The organism is Defluviicoccus vanus (assembly GCF_014672695.1).
GTDB lineage: Bacteria > Pseudomonadota > Alphaproteobacteria > Rhodospirillales > Defluviicoccaceae > Defluviicoccus > Defluviicoccus vanus.
This window is the reverse complement of the sequence record NZ_CP053923.1, coordinates 1,555,340-1,570,520: the sequence shown is the minus strand read 5'-3', so window position 1 is coordinate 1,570,520 and position 15,181 is coordinate 1,555,340. Positions and strand designations below refer to the sequence as shown.

Genomic DNA, 15,181 nt, shown 5'->3' with positions numbered 1-15,181 from the left:
GACAGCGGTGACAAGCGCGATGGCGGTAGCATAGCCGCCAATGCCGACAGTTCGGTTCAGCCGTCCGAGCCAAGTGCGCAACGGCGGACGGAAGCCGATCATCGCTTCCAATTCGCGCCGCCCGCCGCCAAGAAGATAGTAGCCAGAATCGCCTCGGCGACCGTCGGCTGCGTTTGACTCCGCGGCGCCCCCGGCTTTCGAAGCGATAACGGTACTGTGGGCGATGTCGATCTCTGAAAGCTTCGATCCCCGCGCCAGCGCCTCGATGGCGGTGCGATAGAGGTTGCGGGTCGGGAAATCCATGTCTGCGAAGGGNCTGCCGGCGGCAAGCACGTCGTCGACAAGGCACATCCGCTCGACCAACTCTGTCCAATCGGCGTCGGTGATCAAGCGCATGCTGGTGATGATGTTGCGCACGGTGACGCTTGCGGCGCCCTGCTGTTGATGGACCGCGCGCACGACGGCGTCGGTCGTTGTTCCCTGCAATACCAAGCGCTGGTCTAGCCACGTCAATGCAGGCGTCACCTTCGGGTCCTGATCGCGCAGCCGGTACACGAGTTGCACCGCGAAGACATCCAGCAGCGGTGCGCGCTCGTGATCTGCAAGCACGGCCGGCGCCGGTTCGACAGCCTGCCCACCAGCACCCAACAATCGGTCGGCGAGTGCGTCGGCGTCCTGTCGCGCGAAGCGATTGCGCACAATCGCTTCGGCAAGGCGTCGAAGGTTCTCAATCATCACAATCCGCAAGGTGATCGCCAATGCCCAGAGCTCACCGATCGTCAATGGCTGGATCTCCTGGTAGGCGCGCACGTAGCGGCACAGCATCCCGGGATCGAAGCGGCTGTCGGTGTGAGCGACGAACGCCCACGCCAAGCCCAACACCCGCGGATATCCGGTGAATGGCCCAGTGGCGAGCTTCGGTAGTTGCCGGTAATAGCCGGACGGCAGATTGGTACGGATGTCGTGGATCTGTTTCGCGACGAGATAGTAGTTGTCGAGCAACCACTCCCCNGCCGGGGTGATGGCACCGCCCTCGTTCGCCGCCGTGGCGATGGTGCGATGTGATGCGAGCAGCACGGCGGCGTTGTTGGCGAGCCGGCCCGCCAGTGGGTGACCTCTGATCGGCTCTGGCGTCACCTGCTGGGCAGTCGCCAGGCTTCGCGCGTGCTGCTCGATGCGCTCGACACTGAACAACTCCTCGCGGATAGGGTCACGGCTGTCCCACAGCGAGGCACCGCGTGTGCCTCCGAACGCGCGGCGCAGGAGTGTTCTCAACTGGAGCCTAAGGTCTGCTCGTACCAAGCTCGATCTCCTTCGCGCTCGGCCGATCAGTGTCCCACTGGGCGGCGACTCTGACCCACGTCGGGAGTACGGAAGAGCCCAGTTTTGACTGCCGGAATGCGGTGTTTCGGTTTTATTGATGCGGTCATAAAGTTCTGCGGATCCAGACCGCGACCATGCGAGAAGCCGCCACTCTGTCTCCCGTTTACTTCTTGGTAATGGTCTCGCGAACCGTATCTTTTATTCCGCCGACGGCATTCTGAACCTCGCCTTCGGTCTTCTCAGCCTTACCATCGGCTTCCATCTTCTTGTCGCCCACGAGCTTACCGGCTGTTTCCTTAATGCTGCCCGAAAACTGCTTGAACGACCCTTTGATCCGATCTTTATCCATATCCATGTCTCCTCTCGTTAAGGAAGATGCCGTTACTTGCCGATGTGGATCGTGTCCAACGATCCCAGCACTCCAAACGCGCTGAGCAACCAAAGCACGACCGCGATAACCACCACGATGTTCATGATGGATTTTATCTTACTGTCCATAGGTATGTATGTATTGGCAGCCCAAAGCAGCACGCCAACCACTATCAATACGATGACAAGACTAACTAAAGACATCTACTTTCCTTATTCAAACAACGATCTGCTAGCCATTTCGTTATTAACGAATGTTAAGATTATAGCCCGCAGTGTTCACTTGCCAGGACTGCTGCATTCGAAGACATTTGGCGACATTGTCGCTCATCTTGCTCAACTTTCCGAATAACACAAAGATAAGCCGCGGAGGATGCCGGCGCTCAGGCGACAGCGCGCGCAGAGCGCGGGCCAGTCAGGAACCACAGGATCAGACCGACAAGAGGCAGGAAGATGATCAACAGAACCCACAACGCCTTTGCACCTGTTGATGCGCCACTCCTGAGAACATTGACGATGCCCCAGATGTCGATGGCCAGGACAACCAGCCCAAACAAGCTATATCCCATCATCATGTTCAGCCCCTATCCCCGCCTATATTTTGTAGTTGTTACTTTTTCGCATATGTGAACTCAGGGAGCGCCTTGAGCTCATCTTTCGTACCGCCCGGCAGAATTACTCTGTTTTCGGTGATCTGCAGGCTGCTGAATGGCACGACGACCAGATGCTCGCCCATGCCGAGAAAGCCGCCCACCGACAGCACGGCGAACAGAACCTTATCGCTCGGCTCCACGAGCAGATCTTCGATGTCGCCGATCTTCTCGTTGGCATCGTTGACGACGGGGCTGCCAACAATCTTTGACGAGCGATATCCAGCCGACAGTTTACGAACATCAACCCGCTCGATACTCACCGTCTGCGGCGCACCTTGCGCCCACACCGGCCCCGCCAGGACAACTGCACTGAGTATCGCTGCGCCGGCGATGATGGATGGCTTTTGCATAACTGCTTCCTGTTTGTCGGCCCTGGAGGGGTAATGCTTGCTTGTCGAAGCGTCGGCCCCGAGGCCTACTTTCGCTAGAGAATTTACATTGGTAATTCTACTTATTTGCGCAGAGTACGCACTAACCCAGGTCAGCATTTCCGATTTGCCGTGCTCAGGGGCATGACCGCGAGGACGTGGAAATGACCTCAGCGGTTCACTTCGCCTCCGGCACCGCCTTCGTCTGCCCACCTTTCGATCGCCCGAACCATGTCGTTTGAGTTGACGGCGGCATTCGGAATTTCGGCGCCCATCTCCCCGTCTTCTGCCGGCGCGTTCGACTTCTGATCGCCCGGAAGGGTGCCAGCGACTCTCTTGAGCCGAGCAGGAAACTGCGTGAACGACCTTTCAATTTGATCTCTAGAGCGGAGGCCGATCTGAGTGAATCGTTGGGGATTCCCATTGGGGGCTGGTTCTGATTCAAGATGTCTGCCGGAGGAGGAGGCCGGTGGACATGTCGACAGCGCTTTCCCTCGATCTTCGCGTCCGGGTTCTCAAGGCGGTGGCGGAAGGCGCGAGCCATCGCGCGGCGGCGGCGCGGTTCGGCGTCAGCGCCGCCAGCGTGAGCCGATGGCGGGCGCTGGAGCGGACGCAGGGTGATCCGCGCCCTGGCCCGCTCGGCGGCGACCGCCGCTCCGCCCGCGTCGAGGCGCAAGGCGCGCTGATCCGGCAGCTGATCGAGGCGACGCCGGACGTCACCACCGAAGAGCTGCGCGCGACGCTGGCCGAGCGGGGCCACGGTTTCGGCTACGGCACGCTGCAGCGGTTCTTCCGCCGCCACGGGCTCACGCGCAAAAAAAGACCGGCCATGCGACCGAACAGGACCGCCCCGACATCCTGAAGCAGCGCGAGGCGTGGTTCGACGGCCAGATCGACCTGGCCCCGGAGCGCCTCGTGTTCATCGACGAGACCTGGGCGAAGACCAACATGGGCCGTACCTACGGCCGCGCGCCCCGCGGCGAGCGGCTGCGCATGGGCTTCCCCATGGCCACTGGAAGACCACGACCTTCGTCGGCGCCCTGACCATGCGCGGCATGATCGCCCCCTTCGTGCTCACCGGAGCGATCAACCGCGACGCCTTCGATGCCTATGTCGAGAAGGTGCTCGTCCCCGAGCTCCGCCCCGGCGACATCGTGATCATGGACAACCTGTCCAGCCACAAGGGGCCGCGCACCGATGCGCTGATCAAGGACGCGGGCGCCAGCCTCCTCTTCCTGCCGCCCTACAGCCCCGACTTCAACCCCATTGAGAAGGCGTTCGCGAAGCTCAAGGCCCTGCTCCGCAAGGCCGCCGAGCGCACCGTCGAAGCCCTCTGGGCCGCCATCGGCCGCTTCGCCGACGACTTCACCCCAGCCGAGTGCGCAAACTACTTCAGCGCCTGCGGATACGATCCAGACTGGTAGGATTCCGCTCTATCCATGTCCAGTCCTCCTCTGCCCGCCTCTGCGTCGTAGGCGCGATGCTGCTGATCGATAAATATGCCAATAAAATTCGTATCTATATTTGTATGTGAATATATTTGACTTTTTATATTTGTGATATTTTCACCATTATCTTCGATTCTTCGTCCCACAGGCAGTATAGTGAACTCAGTAGAGCACCACGCCGAACCGTCAGGATTGTCGCGCGGGCAAACACCGGGTGCGCGTGATGACACGCCTCGAGGCGGTAGTTGGGGACCCGCGGGTCGAGATGGTGAATGTGATGAAAGCCGATATTACCGGTGAACCACTGCAAAACTCGTGGCAGGTGCAGGTAGGAGCTGCCCTGGATCGACGCCGCCAGCGGTGTCCACGCATCGTGGCGCGCCCACAGCGACCGCTCAAAGCGGTGTTGCAGCGAAAATAGCCACACGCCGATAATCGAGGCGATGGTCGAGGTTGGTAGCTGTACCAGCAATACGTCGCGGAAACCGAGGCAGACGCCCAGGGCAGCGAACATGCATAGCAGTGCCAAGTTGGTCCCCTGCACTGCCCATCGCTCATGCGTCCATGACGGGGGCGTGTCAAAGGGCAACCGGAAGATGATGAAAAAGACCAGTGGCGGCAGCAGCAGGAGAGACACTGCGGGATGCAGCATCGTGCGCCAGAGCGCGCGGCGCCACGTGGGCAGGGCGCGGTACTCGTTCACCGTCAAGCAGGTCGAATAGATATCGATACCGCTCAATCTACTGTCGAGGTCGTTCCAGTGGGCGTGGTGTCCGGCGTGCTGACGCCGCCACATACTGTAGGGCGTCAACGTGAACAGGCTGCAAAGAAGGCCGACCGCATCGTTAGCCCGTCGCGACCGGAAGAAGGAGCCGTGACCGCAGTCATGTTGAATGATGAAGATCCGGACGATGAACCCTGCCGTGACGACGGACAAAGCCAGCGTAAGCCAGTAATTCAACGCCAGGCTGGCGTACATGAGGGCATAGAGACCGAGACACGGCAGAAACGAGTTGGCCATCTGCCACAGGCTGATCACCATGCGCGGCGTCCGATAACGCGAGGTGATCGCGCGGATCGCGGCCCAGGTCGGTGGCCGATCAATCGGGCGTTCTTGTTGACGGCGGCCGGAAGCCGTCGTCGCAGTCTCCATAAACATTTCTGAAACCCACATCTTCGCCCGCAAGTCGCCATGCCTGTCAACGGCGGAGCAATTCTGGGCCACTGTAGCGGAGTCAAAGCAGGCCATTTGGGCGAGAGCGGTGCAATCACGGCAAGGGGCCCGATCGGGCCCCTTGCCGTGCGTCGGCTTTGCCTCGGGGATCAGGGCTTGCTGGTTTTGCCGGTCTCGGGATCGACGGTCTCGGCGGTGGTCTGGTTTTGCTCCGCCCGATCGGCTGCGGTGGGGGACGACGACGTCCNNGGCGGATTGCTTCAACCGGTAGCTGTCGCCGTTCATGGTGAGGATATGGACGTGGTGGGTCAGGCGGTCGAGCAGCGCGCCGGTGAGCCGTTCCGATCCCAGCACCGAGGTCCAGTCCTCGAACGGCAGATTGGAGGTGACGAGGGTCGAGCCGCGCTCGTAGCGCTGGGAGAACACCTCGAACAGAAGTTCCGCCCCGGTCGGCGACAGCGGCAGGTAACCGAGTTCGTCGACGATGAGCAACATCACCGACTGGAGATCGCGTTGCAGCTTCAGCAAGCGGCGCTCGTCACGCGCCTCCATCAACTGGTGCACGAGGGCGGCTGCGGTGGTGAAGGCGACGGTGAACCCCTTCTGGCAGGCGGCAAGAGCGAGGGCGAGCCCGACATGGGTCTTGCCGGTGCCACTGTTGCCGAGCGCGATGACGTTCTCCCGGCGCAGGATGAACTCGCAGCGGGCCAGCTCGAGCACCAGCATCTTGTTGAGGCTGGGAATCGCGGTGAAGTCGAAGGTGTCGAGGCTTTTGACCGCCGGGAAGCGTGCTGCCTTGATCCGCCGCTCGACCATTCGGCGTTCTCGGTCGATCAGTTCGAGTTCCACCAGGCGCAGCAGATAGCGGGGATGATCGACGCCGTCGCGTGCGCATTCGCGGGCGATCTTGTCGTATTCCCGCAGAACGGTCGGCAGCTTCAACTGCTTGAGGTGATGCGCCAGCAGAACCTGCGGTGTGCCGCTTGTCGTTCCCGCCGGCATCGCATCAGCGCCCGCCTTGCCGGTCATGCCGTTGTCCCGGGAACGAGAACGGCGTAGTCAGCCGCCGCCGTCATCCTGACGTCCATTTTCGGCAGATGTGGATAGGCCGTCAGGTCGAGCCGGGCCGGCCGCCGCTCGACGCGCGCCAGAGCAATCTGCTTGACCGCATCAAAGCCGATGACGCCGAGCCGGATCGCTTCGCTGACTGTGTATGGCGGTGACAAATTAGGCCACGTAGCGGCGGTGATTGGTGCTGCCGCGCCGGAGTAAAATCTGGCCAGTGGTTAGGCGGTCTCTTTTTTGTGGGGGCGGCCGGGGATGTTTGCCGTGGAAGTCTACGCCGCCGTTCGGCATTTCGTTTTCATCGAGGGCAACAGCCGGCGTGAGGCGGCCCGGGTGTTCGGGCTGAGCCGTGAGACGGTTTCGAAGATGTGCCGGTTCTCGTTGCCGCCCGGCTACACGCGAACGAAGCCGGTGAAGAAGCCGAAGCTCGGGGTGCTGCTGCCGGTGATCGACGCCATCCTCGAGGCCGACAGGACGGCGCCTTCGAAGCAGCGGCATTCGGCCAAGCGGATCTTCGAGCGACTGCGCGACGAGCACGGTTATGCCGGCGGTCTGACGGTGGTGAGGGACTACGTCCGGGTTGCTCGGGGAGATTGCGGGAGACCTTCGTGCCGTTGGCTCATCCGTCCGGTCATGCGCAGGTCGACTTTGGCGAGGCGATCGGCGTGATCGGCGGCGTCCGGCAGAAGATCCACTTCTTCTGCATGGACCTGCCGCAATCGGATACTCCTTTCGTGAAGGCCTATCCGGCGGAGACGACGGAAGCCTTCCTCGACGGGCATGTGTCGGCATTCGCATTCTTCGGCGGCGTGCCGTTGTCGGTGCTTTACGACAACACGACGCTCGCGGTGGCGAAGATCTGCGGCGACGGCAGGCGGGAGCGCACCCGGGCCTTTACGGAACTGCAGAGCCATTACCTGTTCCAGGATCGCTTCGGCCGTCCCGGCAAGGGCAACGACAAGGGCAAGGTCGAGGGGCTGGTGAAGTATGCTCGATCGAACTTCCTGACGCCGATCCCCCAGGCGGCAAGCTTCGACGATCTCAATGCCATGCTGGAAGAGCGCTGCCGGCAGCGACGAGGCGAACGCGCCGGTCGCCACGGCGAAACCATCGGCGAGCGTCTCGTCGCCGACCTCGAAGCCTTCCGGGATTTGCCGGCGGTGCCATTGGAGCCGAGCGAGAAGCGGGCGGCCCGTGTCTCATCGACCGCCCTGGTCCGCTACCGCGGCAACGACTACTCGGTACCGACGGCATACGGCTTCCGGGATGTTGTGGTGAAGGGCTTCGTCGACGAGGTGGTGATCCTTTGTGCCGGCGAGGCGATCGCCCGGCATCGTCGCTGCTATGGCACGGGCACCTTCGTATTCGAGCCGCTGCACTATCTGGCGCTGATCGAGACGAAGCCGAATGCCCTCGACCAGGCGGCGGCGCTGAAAGACTGGGATCTGCCGGAGGCGTTCCAGCACCTGCGCCATCTCCTCGAGGCGCGCATGGGCAACCGCGGCAGGCGGGAGTTCATCCAGGTGCTGCGGCTGATGGAGGCGATCCCGATGGAGATGGTGGCGAGCGCGGTCAGCGAAGCGATCCGGCTCGGCGTCATCGGCTTTGATGCGGTCAAGCAGATTGCTCTGGCGCGCGTCGAGCGGCGGCCGGCCCGGCTCGACCTGACGGCCTATCCACATCTGCCGAAAATGGACGTCAGGATGACGGCGGCGGCTGACTACGCCGTTCTCGTTCCCGGGACAACGGCATGACCGGCAAGGCGGGCGCTGATGCGATGCCGGCGGGAACGACAAGCGGCACACCGCAGGTTCTGCTGGCGCATCACCTCAAGCAGTTGAAGCTGCCGACCGTTCTGCGGGAATACGACAAGATCGCCCGCGAATGCGCACGCGACGGCGTCGATCATCCCCGCTATCTGCTGCGCCTGGTGGAACTCGCACTGATCGACCGAGAACGCCGAATGGTCGAGCGGCGGATCAAGGCAGCACGCTTCCCGGCGGTCAAAAGCCTCGACACCTTCGACTTCACCGCGATTCCCAGCCTCAACAAGATGCTGGTGCTCGAGCTGGCCCGCTGCGAGTTCATCCTGCGCCGGGAGAACGTCATCGCGCTCGGCAACAGTGGCACCGGCAAGACCCATGTCGGGCTCGCCCTCGCTCTTGCCGCCTGCCAGAAGGGGTTCACCGTCGCCTTCACCACCGCAGCCGCCCTCGTGCACCAGTTGATGGAGGCGCGTGACGAGCGCCGCTTGCTGAAGCTGCAACGCGATCTCCAGTCGGTGATGTTGCTCATCGTCGACGAACTCGGTTACCTGCCGCTGTCGCCGACCGGGGCGGAACTTCTGTTCGAGGTGTTCTCCCAGCGCTACGAGCGCGGCTCGACCCTCGTCACCTCCAATCTGCCGTTCGAGGACTGGACCTCGGTGCTGGGATCGGAACGGCTCACCGGCGCGCTGCTCGACCGCCTGACCCACCACGTCCATATCCTCACCATGAACGGCGACAGCTACCGGTTGAAGCAATCCGCCGGACGTCGTCGTCCCCCCACCGCAGCCGATCGGGCGGAGCAAAACCAGACCACCGCCGAGACCGTCGATCCCGAGACCGGCGAAACCAGCAAGCCCTGATCCCCGAGGCAAAGCCGACGCACGGCAAGGGGCCCGATCGGGCCCCTTGCCGTGATTGCACCGCTCTCGCCCAAATGGCCTGCTTTGACTCCGCTACAGTGGCCCAGAATTGCTCCGCCGTTGACATTCATCTGCTTCCGACGGCCGGTCTTCACCGGGCATAGCGCGTCTAATCGATGCCGAGTTGCCGCCGGAAGCGGGCGAGACAGGCCGAAGCGGTCGCGTCGAGGATCGCTTCTTCGTCGATGCGATAGGCCCGATGCAGATCGCTCAGTTCGCCCGACTGGCCGAAATGTTCGACGCCGAGCGCCTGCACCCGATGGCCGTAGACGCCGCCGAGCCAAGCCAGCGTCGCGGGATGGCCGTCGATCACCGTCACCAGGCTTGCATCGGCAGCGAGTGACGCCAGCAGGCGCTCGACGGCGGCGACCGGCTGGGTCCTCGATCCCGTCAGCCGGGCGCGCTGTGCCGCCTGCCAGCCGGCATTCAGACGATCGGCGGAGGTGACCGCGAGTAGGCCGGCGTCAGGAATGTCCTCGAGGATCTGGTCGTAGACGGCGAGCGCCTGTGGCGCGACGACGCCTTGATAGATGATGGCGAGCTCAGCCCCGGGAGCGGGCGGCCTCAGCCAGTAGCCGCCGCTGATGATCGCATCGCGCAGGTCGTCGGTCATCTCCCGCAACGGCTGGTCGACCGCGCGCGTCGACAGACGCAGATAAACCGAACCGCCATGGGCCTCGCGCAGCCAGGACGAGTCCTTCAGATCGCCGTCCCGCTGCAGGTAGTCGAAAGCCCAGGCGAGGATGACCGCCAGTTCGTCGACGAATGCCGGCTCGAACGCGGCGAGCCCGTCCTGCGCCATGCCGATCAGTGGCGTGCCGATTGATTGATGCGCGCCACCCTCCGGCGCCAGGGTGATACCGGATGGAGTCGCTACCAGGATGAACCGCGCATCCTGGTAGCAGGCGTAGTTCAACGCATCGAGCCCACGCTGAATGAAGGGATCGTACAGCACACCGATCGGAATCAGCCGGGCGCCGAACAGGTCGTGCGCCAGACCGAGCGCGGCGAGGAAGATGAACAGGTTGTTCTCGGCAATGCCGAGCTCGACGTGCTGTCCCTGCGGTGACATCGCCCAGCGCTGCGCCGAGATCACGTGCTCCGCCTTGAACACGTCGTCGTGCCGCTCGCGGTGGAAGACGTCGCGCTGGTTGACCCAGCCGCCTAGCAGCCTGTCGGACTTAACGCGAGGCGGAGCTGTGGGTTATAGAATCCGGGCATGGATTCACGCCCCCGGCCCGGACCTCTTCGGCATGAGCAACTTCCGCCCGATCGACCGCGACAGCGGATTTCTGATGCCGCCGTCGGTGGACGAGTGGCTTCCGCAGCGGCACTTGGCGCGGTTCGTGGTGGAGGTGATCGCGGGGCTGGATCTGCGGCCGATGACCGGCAGCTACCGTGGCTCTGGGGAAGCGTCCTACCACCCCAGCCTTCTGCTGGGCATTCTGATCTACGGCTACGCCACCGGGGTGTTCTCCAGCCGCAAGCTGGAGCGGGCGACCTATGACAGCGTGGCGTTCCGCTTCATCGCGGCGAACGATCATCCGGACCATGACACCATCGCCGCGTTCCGCCGACGCTTTCTGCCGCAGATCGAGAAGCTGTTCGTCCAGGTGCTGGTGCTCGCGCGCGAGATGGGCGTGCTGAAGCTGGGAACGGTCGGGCTCGACGGGACCAAGGTCCACGCCAATGCCAGCCGGCACAGCGCGCTGTCCTATGACCATGCGGGCAAGCTGGAGGCCCAACTGCAGGCCGAAGTGGCCGATCTCATGGCCAAGGCAGAAGCGGCGGACCAGGTGGACATCGCTGACGGCATGTCGATCCCCGACGAATTGGCGCGACGTGAGGAACGGTTGTCCAGGCTCGCCGAGGCCCGGGCGAAGATCGAGGCCCGCGCGAAGGAACGCTTCGAACGGGAGCAGGCAGACCATCAGGCGAAACTCGCAGCACGGGACGCCAAGGCAGCGGCCACCGGCAAGAAGCCCACGGGCCGTGAGCCGAAGCCGCCGGTGGCGACGCCGCTGCCCACGGATCAGATCAATCTGACCGACGAGGAAAGCCGCATCATGGCGGTGGCGGGCGGCGGTTTTGAGCAGTGCTACAATGCGCAGGCGGCGGTGGCGGCGGGCAGTCTGCTGGTGGTGGTCGCCGACGTGGTGCAGGCGCCCAACGACAAGCAGCAGCTTACACCCATGCTGGACAAGATCGGCACTCTGCCGGACGTGCTCGGCAGGCCGGACATGCTGTTGGCGGACAATGGCTACTTCAGCGAGGCGAATGTGCAGGCCTGTGTGGCCGGCGGGATCGAACCGCTGATCGCACTTGGTCGCGAGGCGCATCATCTCAGCCTGCAAGAGCGCTTCGCTGCGGCGCCACCGGCGCCCGAAGACCCCACCCCGGTTCAGGCGATGGCGTATCGGCTGCGCACGCCGCAGGGCCGCGCGCTCTACGCCCTGCGCAAGCAGACGCCCGAGCCAGTGTTTGGCATCATCAAGTCCGTGCTGGGGTTCCGGCAGTTCCTGCTGCGCGGGCTCAATGCCGCCCGTGGCGAGTGGAGGCTTGTGACCATGGCATGGAACCTGAAGCGGATGTTCGCCCTCAGCCGCGCCGTCTAGCCTGCGCGGCCAGTTCCGCAGGCGCGCCAGCGCGACCGCACCGCCCAAAATGGCGCTGACAGAGGCGCCGACGCACCGATCCCTACGCAGGTCCGGCGACGCCCGAGACGCAAGTCCGACAGGCTGCTAGATTGGTGGTGAGCGTCACGTCGGGCGAGGTGGTGACGATGCGATCGGCGAGCGGTCCCGCCGCGCGGGATAATTCGATCAGCAGCCGGCCGAACCCCTCTTGCGTCGACATGCGCTCACCCTCCGGCACCGGCAGCGCCGGCGGCACCGGAACGCGTTCCGCCAGATGTCGCCGGGATGGGGATGCGGCAAACGGCACGGTGGCGAGGAAGCACTCAAGATCCGCCGCTGGCACGTCTAGACCCGCGAAGCGATCCCACTCGGCGCCGGGCACGATGCCGTTCTCGGCGCGAAATCGGTCCATCTGCTCCTCGGTCATCAGCCCGGGGTGATTATCCTTGTGTCCCGCGATCGGCAAGCCATAGCCCTTGATGGTGTAGGCGATCAGGCAGGTCGGCCGGTCGTCGGTCAGCGCGTGAAAGGCATCGAGCACGGTCGGCAGATCGTGGCCGGCGAGATTGGTCATCAGCCGCGCCAGCGAGGCGTCGTCATGTGCGGCGAGCCACGTCTCGATGCCGGCGACGCCGGCGAGATCGTGCGCCAGCCGCTCGCGCCAAGCGGCGCCGCCCTTGAAGACGAGCGCGGAGTAAAGGGCATTCGGGCAGCCATCGATCCATGCCCGCAAGGCCTGACCACCGGGCCGCCGGAAGGCCGCCTCCAACTCGCGGCCATACTTCAACGTCACCACCCGCCAGCCGACATTGCGGAACATCGCCTCGATCTTGTCGAACAGCCGATCAATGATCACGCTGTCGAGGCTCTGACGGTTGTAGTCGATCACCCACCAGACGTTGCGGACATCGTGCTTCCATGCCTCGAGCAGGGCCTCGTGCACGTTGCCCTCATCGAGTTCGGCGTCGCCGACGAGCGCGATCATCCGTCCCGGAGGCGCAGCGTCTTTGCCCAGTCCCTTTGCGCGGACGTAATCCTGCGCGAGGCTGGCAAACAGCGCCATCGCGACGCCGAGGCTGACCGAGCCGGTGGAGAAATCGACGTCGTCGGTGTCCTTGGTGCGCGACGGATAGGATTGCGCCCCGCCAAGTGCACGAAAGCGCTCCAGCTTATCGCGTGTCTGCCGGCCGAGAAGATACTGGATCGCGTGAAACACCGGGCTCGCGTGCGGCTTAACCGCGACGCGGTCGACCGGGCGCAGGACATCGAAATACAGGGCGGTCATCAGGGTAGCAACGGAAGCGGACGACGCTTGATGTCCGCCGATCTTCATACCATCGCGGTTGGACCGTACAAAGTTGGCCTGATGAATCATCCAGGTGCTCAGCCACAGCACCTTCTTCTCGAGCGCGCGGAGCGCTCGCGCGCGGAAGGCGTCGTCCGACGAGGGGGCGCGAAGATCGTTCATGTTCACCGCCGGGTCCGTCATGCTCCCGGCCCTCCGACTCGGGCGCAGGCTGCCCGCGCGCCCGTTCCTCCTCCATCACATCTTAACAAGCATAACACGCCTAAAGCCGGCGTTCGGCATGTTCCGGGTGGGGACTTTTTCGGGCTTCAAAGCTCCATGCGTATTCCAGCGAGCTTGAACGACGATTTGTCGCCGGAGTCGATGCGCACGAGGGGGATACTATTCGTCGCTGCTATCGGCTCCTTGCTCCGAGTCAGGCGGGATCGTCAGTACCTTGGCGCGTCAATCAGATCCCCTCGTGGTCTGAAACGGCACGTTCGCATTGGACGACATTACGGGCATTTCATGGGTTGATAGCATGCCGTTCACGGTGCTGCTCACATGCTCAAAGCGGTCGGAGCATGAACGGGGGCCAGGCTTCGTCCCTCGCCCATGCGTTTAGCGCGGCGAGATGGGCCACTTCCCCACGCGCCGTGATCCAGCGAAGTTGCGCTGACTGCGACTCACAGCCAAGTCTTTGATGGTAGTGGGTCGGGGTACGCACTCGGGCCGAGGGTGATGCTATCGACTAACGTCACCAGGTCGAACAGGATCATGCCCCCTGCATAAATAACTGAATAAATAGCGGTTATGCTCTACGGAGTTCTTACCATATGCGACTGCGTCATCTACCGAGATTGATTCTATCAAAACGCCCAGCGACTGCATGTTTGTTTCTGGCTGCAATAATACTTTACATTAACTTTGTCGTAGAGAGAGATATTCAATTTCCTTTATTGTATCTGATCTCATCAATCCCCTCATTTAAGCTATGTTCGTCAGTTGGGCGGTGATTGGTTTGTTTTTTAGCATTTCGAGGAACCTTTCGATCAACGGCCGGAGGCGGGGTTCGGGCATGGCCGGGATGAGGTCGTAGAGCATGCAGCCCTGGCGGAACAGGGAATGGGTTCGGCGTTTGGCGGTGTTGACCTTGAGGTGGCGGTCCATGCCGAGCGCTTCGCCGGCCTCGCCGAGCAGGGTGAGGAACAGCACGGCGAAGGCGTTGAGCAGGAGCAGGCGGTCGCGGCGCTGCGGATCGCCGATGCGCACGGCGCCGAGCCCCATGCCGAAGCGCAGATCCTTGGTGTCGCGGAAGCTGGGCTCGATGGTCCAGCGTCTGGCGTAGAGGTTGACGATTTCGCGGGCCGATGCGTCTGCCTTGCTCGTCGCCAAACACCAGGGCTCCTTCATCGCCTTGGCGTGGACACAGACGACGGCGCCGACCGGTTGCGCGGCGGCAGTGACCGAGGCGCCGCGCAGATGGCGCGCCCGGCCGCCCTTGCCGACCCACTCGGCCGCCGCCCGGCTTTCTCCGTCGGCGGCGTCGACGCGGATGTCGCCGCGGAACCGGATGACATAGGCGAAGCCCAATTTCGTCAGATAATCGAACAGTTTGCGGTCGCCGAAGCCGCGGTCGGCGAGGATCGTCGCCGCCGGCAGCACCCCGGCAAGGCGGCCGAGACACGCATCCTCGATGGCGTTGCGCTGGCCCGCCAGTTCCGCCTTCAGCATCGTCAGCCACAACAGCGGCGTCGCCCGGCCGTGCCCGGTCACCAGATTGAGCGCCAGCGTCGCCTGCCCGTCGGCGTCGAAATCGGTCCAGTCCATGGCGACGACGATTTCCTTGCGGCCGCCAACCGCCTCCGGAACCCATTGCCCGAACATCTCCCAGACGGAGACGCCGGCGTTGCTCAGCAGCCTGTCGACCTGTTTGACCGCATGCTTGGTCAGCAATCCCCGCGCCTGCGCCAACGCATGGCCGATCATCGAAACCGCCAGCGACGCACCGGTCATCACCCCCAGCGTGCCGTTGGCCAGCGACGCGATCCGTTTGGCGTGAACATGCCCCGCGAAAACCCCATCAAGAAACCGACGAACGTCGGTCAAACGAAACTCAGGACGCGCTACCCCGTTCACTTCCCCACCCCAACCCTCGAAACCTTCCTCTC

At 63.3% G+C, this 15,181-nt stretch carries 10 protein-coding genes and 3 pseudogenes; 4 read left to right on the top strand and 9 right to left on the bottom strand.

From position 1 onward, the window contains the following. Positions 1-1,486: 1,486 nt before the first annotated feature. The 4 genes from HQ394_RS07140 to HQ394_RS07125 all read right to left on the bottom strand — a co-directional run bounded on the left by HQ394_RS07140 (position 1,487) and on the right by HQ394_RS07125 (position 2,695). Positions 1,487-1,678, bottom strand: coding sequence for a CsbD family protein (locus HQ394_RS07140; protein ID WP_317629011.1), 192 nt, complete (start codon positions 1,676-1,678; stop codon positions 1,487-1,489). A gap of 26 nt (positions 1,679-1,704) precedes the next feature. Further along, positions 1,705-1,896: a Thivi_2564 family membrane protein gene (locus HQ394_RS20705; RefSeq protein WP_317629010.1), complete on the bottom strand. Its 192-nt coding sequence runs from the start codon at positions 1,894-1,896 to the stop codon at positions 1,705-1,707. Positions 1,897-2,075: 179 nt separating this feature from the next. Further along, on the bottom strand, positions 2,076-2,267 hold the full coding sequence (locus HQ394_RS07130; RefSeq protein ID WP_263053775.1) for a PLD nuclease N-terminal domain-containing protein: 192 nt from the start codon (positions 2,265-2,267) through the stop codon (positions 2,076-2,078). Between the two features lie 35 nt (positions 2,268-2,302). Beyond that, positions 2,303-2,695: a PRC-barrel domain-containing protein gene (locus HQ394_RS07125; protein WP_190262671.1), complete on the bottom strand. Its 393-nt coding sequence runs from the start codon at positions 2,693-2,695 to the stop codon at positions 2,303-2,305. A 493-nt stretch (positions 2,696-3,188) separates the two neighbouring features. Between HQ394_RS07125 and HQ394_RS07120 the strand changes: the two are divergent. Beyond that, a pseudogene (locus tag HQ394_RS07120) lies at positions 3,189-4,137 on the top strand (IS630 family transposase). 124 nt (positions 4,138-4,261) lie between these two features. On the opposite strand, the gene istB (HQ394_RS20700) reads toward HQ394_RS07120, so the two are convergent. Both istB (HQ394_RS20700) and HQ394_RS07105 read right to left on the bottom strand, forming a co-directional pair. Beyond that, positions 4,262-6,337, bottom strand: coding sequence for an IS21-like element helper ATPase IstB (gene istB, locus HQ394_RS20700; RefSeq protein ID WP_456151550.1), 2,076 nt, complete (start codon positions 6,335-6,337; stop codon positions 4,262-4,264). 23 nt (positions 6,338-6,360) lie between these two features. Next, positions 6,361-6,546: pseudogene (locus tag HQ394_RS07105) on the bottom strand (IS21 family transposase); the annotation flags it as partial. A 109-nt stretch (positions 6,547-6,655) separates the two neighbouring features. Here HQ394_RS07105 and istA point away from each other — a divergent pair. Both istA and istB (HQ394_RS07095) read left to right on the top strand, forming a co-directional pair. Next, positions 6,656-8,154, top strand: a pseudogene (gene istA, locus HQ394_RS07100) (IS21 family transposase). Then, complete coding sequence (gene istB / locus HQ394_RS07095) at positions 8,151-9,029, top strand: IS21-like element helper ATPase IstB (RefSeq protein WP_317628948.1); 879 nt, start codon at positions 8,151-8,153, stop codon at positions 9,027-9,029. The pseudogene istA and the gene istB (HQ394_RS07095) overlap by 4 nt, the downstream one beginning before the upstream one ends. Before the next feature lie 169 nt (positions 9,030-9,198). On the opposite strand, the gene HQ394_RS07090 is transcribed toward istB (HQ394_RS07095), so the two are convergent. Continuing rightward, on the bottom strand, positions 9,199-10,203 hold the full coding sequence (locus tag HQ394_RS07090) for a transketolase family protein (RefSeq protein ID WP_407644717.1): 1,005 nt from the start codon (positions 10,201-10,203) through the stop codon (positions 9,199-9,201). Between the two features lie 139 nt (positions 10,204-10,342). Between HQ394_RS07090 and HQ394_RS07085 the strand changes: the two genes are divergently transcribed. Next, positions 10,343-11,704: an IS1182 family transposase gene (locus HQ394_RS07085; protein ID WP_190260069.1), complete on the top strand. Its 1,362-nt coding sequence runs from the start codon at positions 10,343-10,345 to the stop codon at positions 11,702-11,704. Positions 11,705-11,786: 82 nt separating this feature from the next. Here the strand turns inward: HQ394_RS07085 and HQ394_RS07080 are convergent, their stop codons facing one another. Continuing rightward, on the bottom strand, positions 11,787-13,214 hold the full coding sequence (locus HQ394_RS07080; RefSeq protein WP_407644716.1) for a 1-deoxy-D-xylulose-5-phosphate synthase N-terminal domain-containing protein: 1,428 nt from the start codon (positions 13,212-13,214) through the stop codon (positions 11,787-11,789). 783 nt (positions 13,215-13,997) lie between these two features. Next, positions 13,998-15,119 carry an IS4 family transposase gene (locus HQ394_RS07075; RefSeq protein ID WP_190262670.1) on the bottom strand — a complete coding sequence of 374 codons (1,122 nt, stop codon included), beginning with the start codon at positions 15,117-15,119 and terminating at the stop codon, positions 13,998-14,000. Positions 15,120-15,181: the final 62 nt, after the last annotated feature.

What these genes read in the sequence shown, in the direction of transcription:
- istB (WP_317628948.1), top strand. Translation starts at nt 8,151, where the DNA reads ATGACCGGCAAGGCGGGCGCTGATGCGATGCCGGCGGGAACGACAAGC.
- HQ394_RS07140 (WP_317629011.1), bottom strand. Translation starts at nt 1,678, where the DNA reads ATGGATATGGATAAAGATCGGATCAAAGGGTCGTTCAAGCAGTTTTCG.
- HQ394_RS07130 (WP_263053775.1), bottom strand. Translation starts at nt 2,267, where the DNA reads ATGATGATGGGATATAGCTTGTTTGGGCTGGTTGTCCTGGCCATCGAC.
- HQ394_RS07125 (WP_190262671.1), bottom strand. Translation starts at nt 2,695, where the DNA reads ATGCAAAAGCCATCCATCATCGCCGGCGCAGCGATACTCAGTGCAGTT.
- HQ394_RS07080 (WP_407644716.1), bottom strand. Translation starts at nt 13,214, where the DNA reads ATGACGGACCCGGCGGTGAACATGAACGATCTTCGCGCCCCCTCGTCG.
- HQ394_RS20705 (WP_317629010.1), bottom strand. Translation starts at nt 1,896, where the DNA reads ATGTCTTTAGTTAGTCTTGTCATCGTATTGATAGTGGTTGGCGTGCTG.
- HQ394_RS07085 (WP_190260069.1), top strand. Translation starts at nt 10,343, where the DNA reads ATGAGCAACTTCCGCCCGATCGACCGCGACAGCGGATTTCTGATGCCG.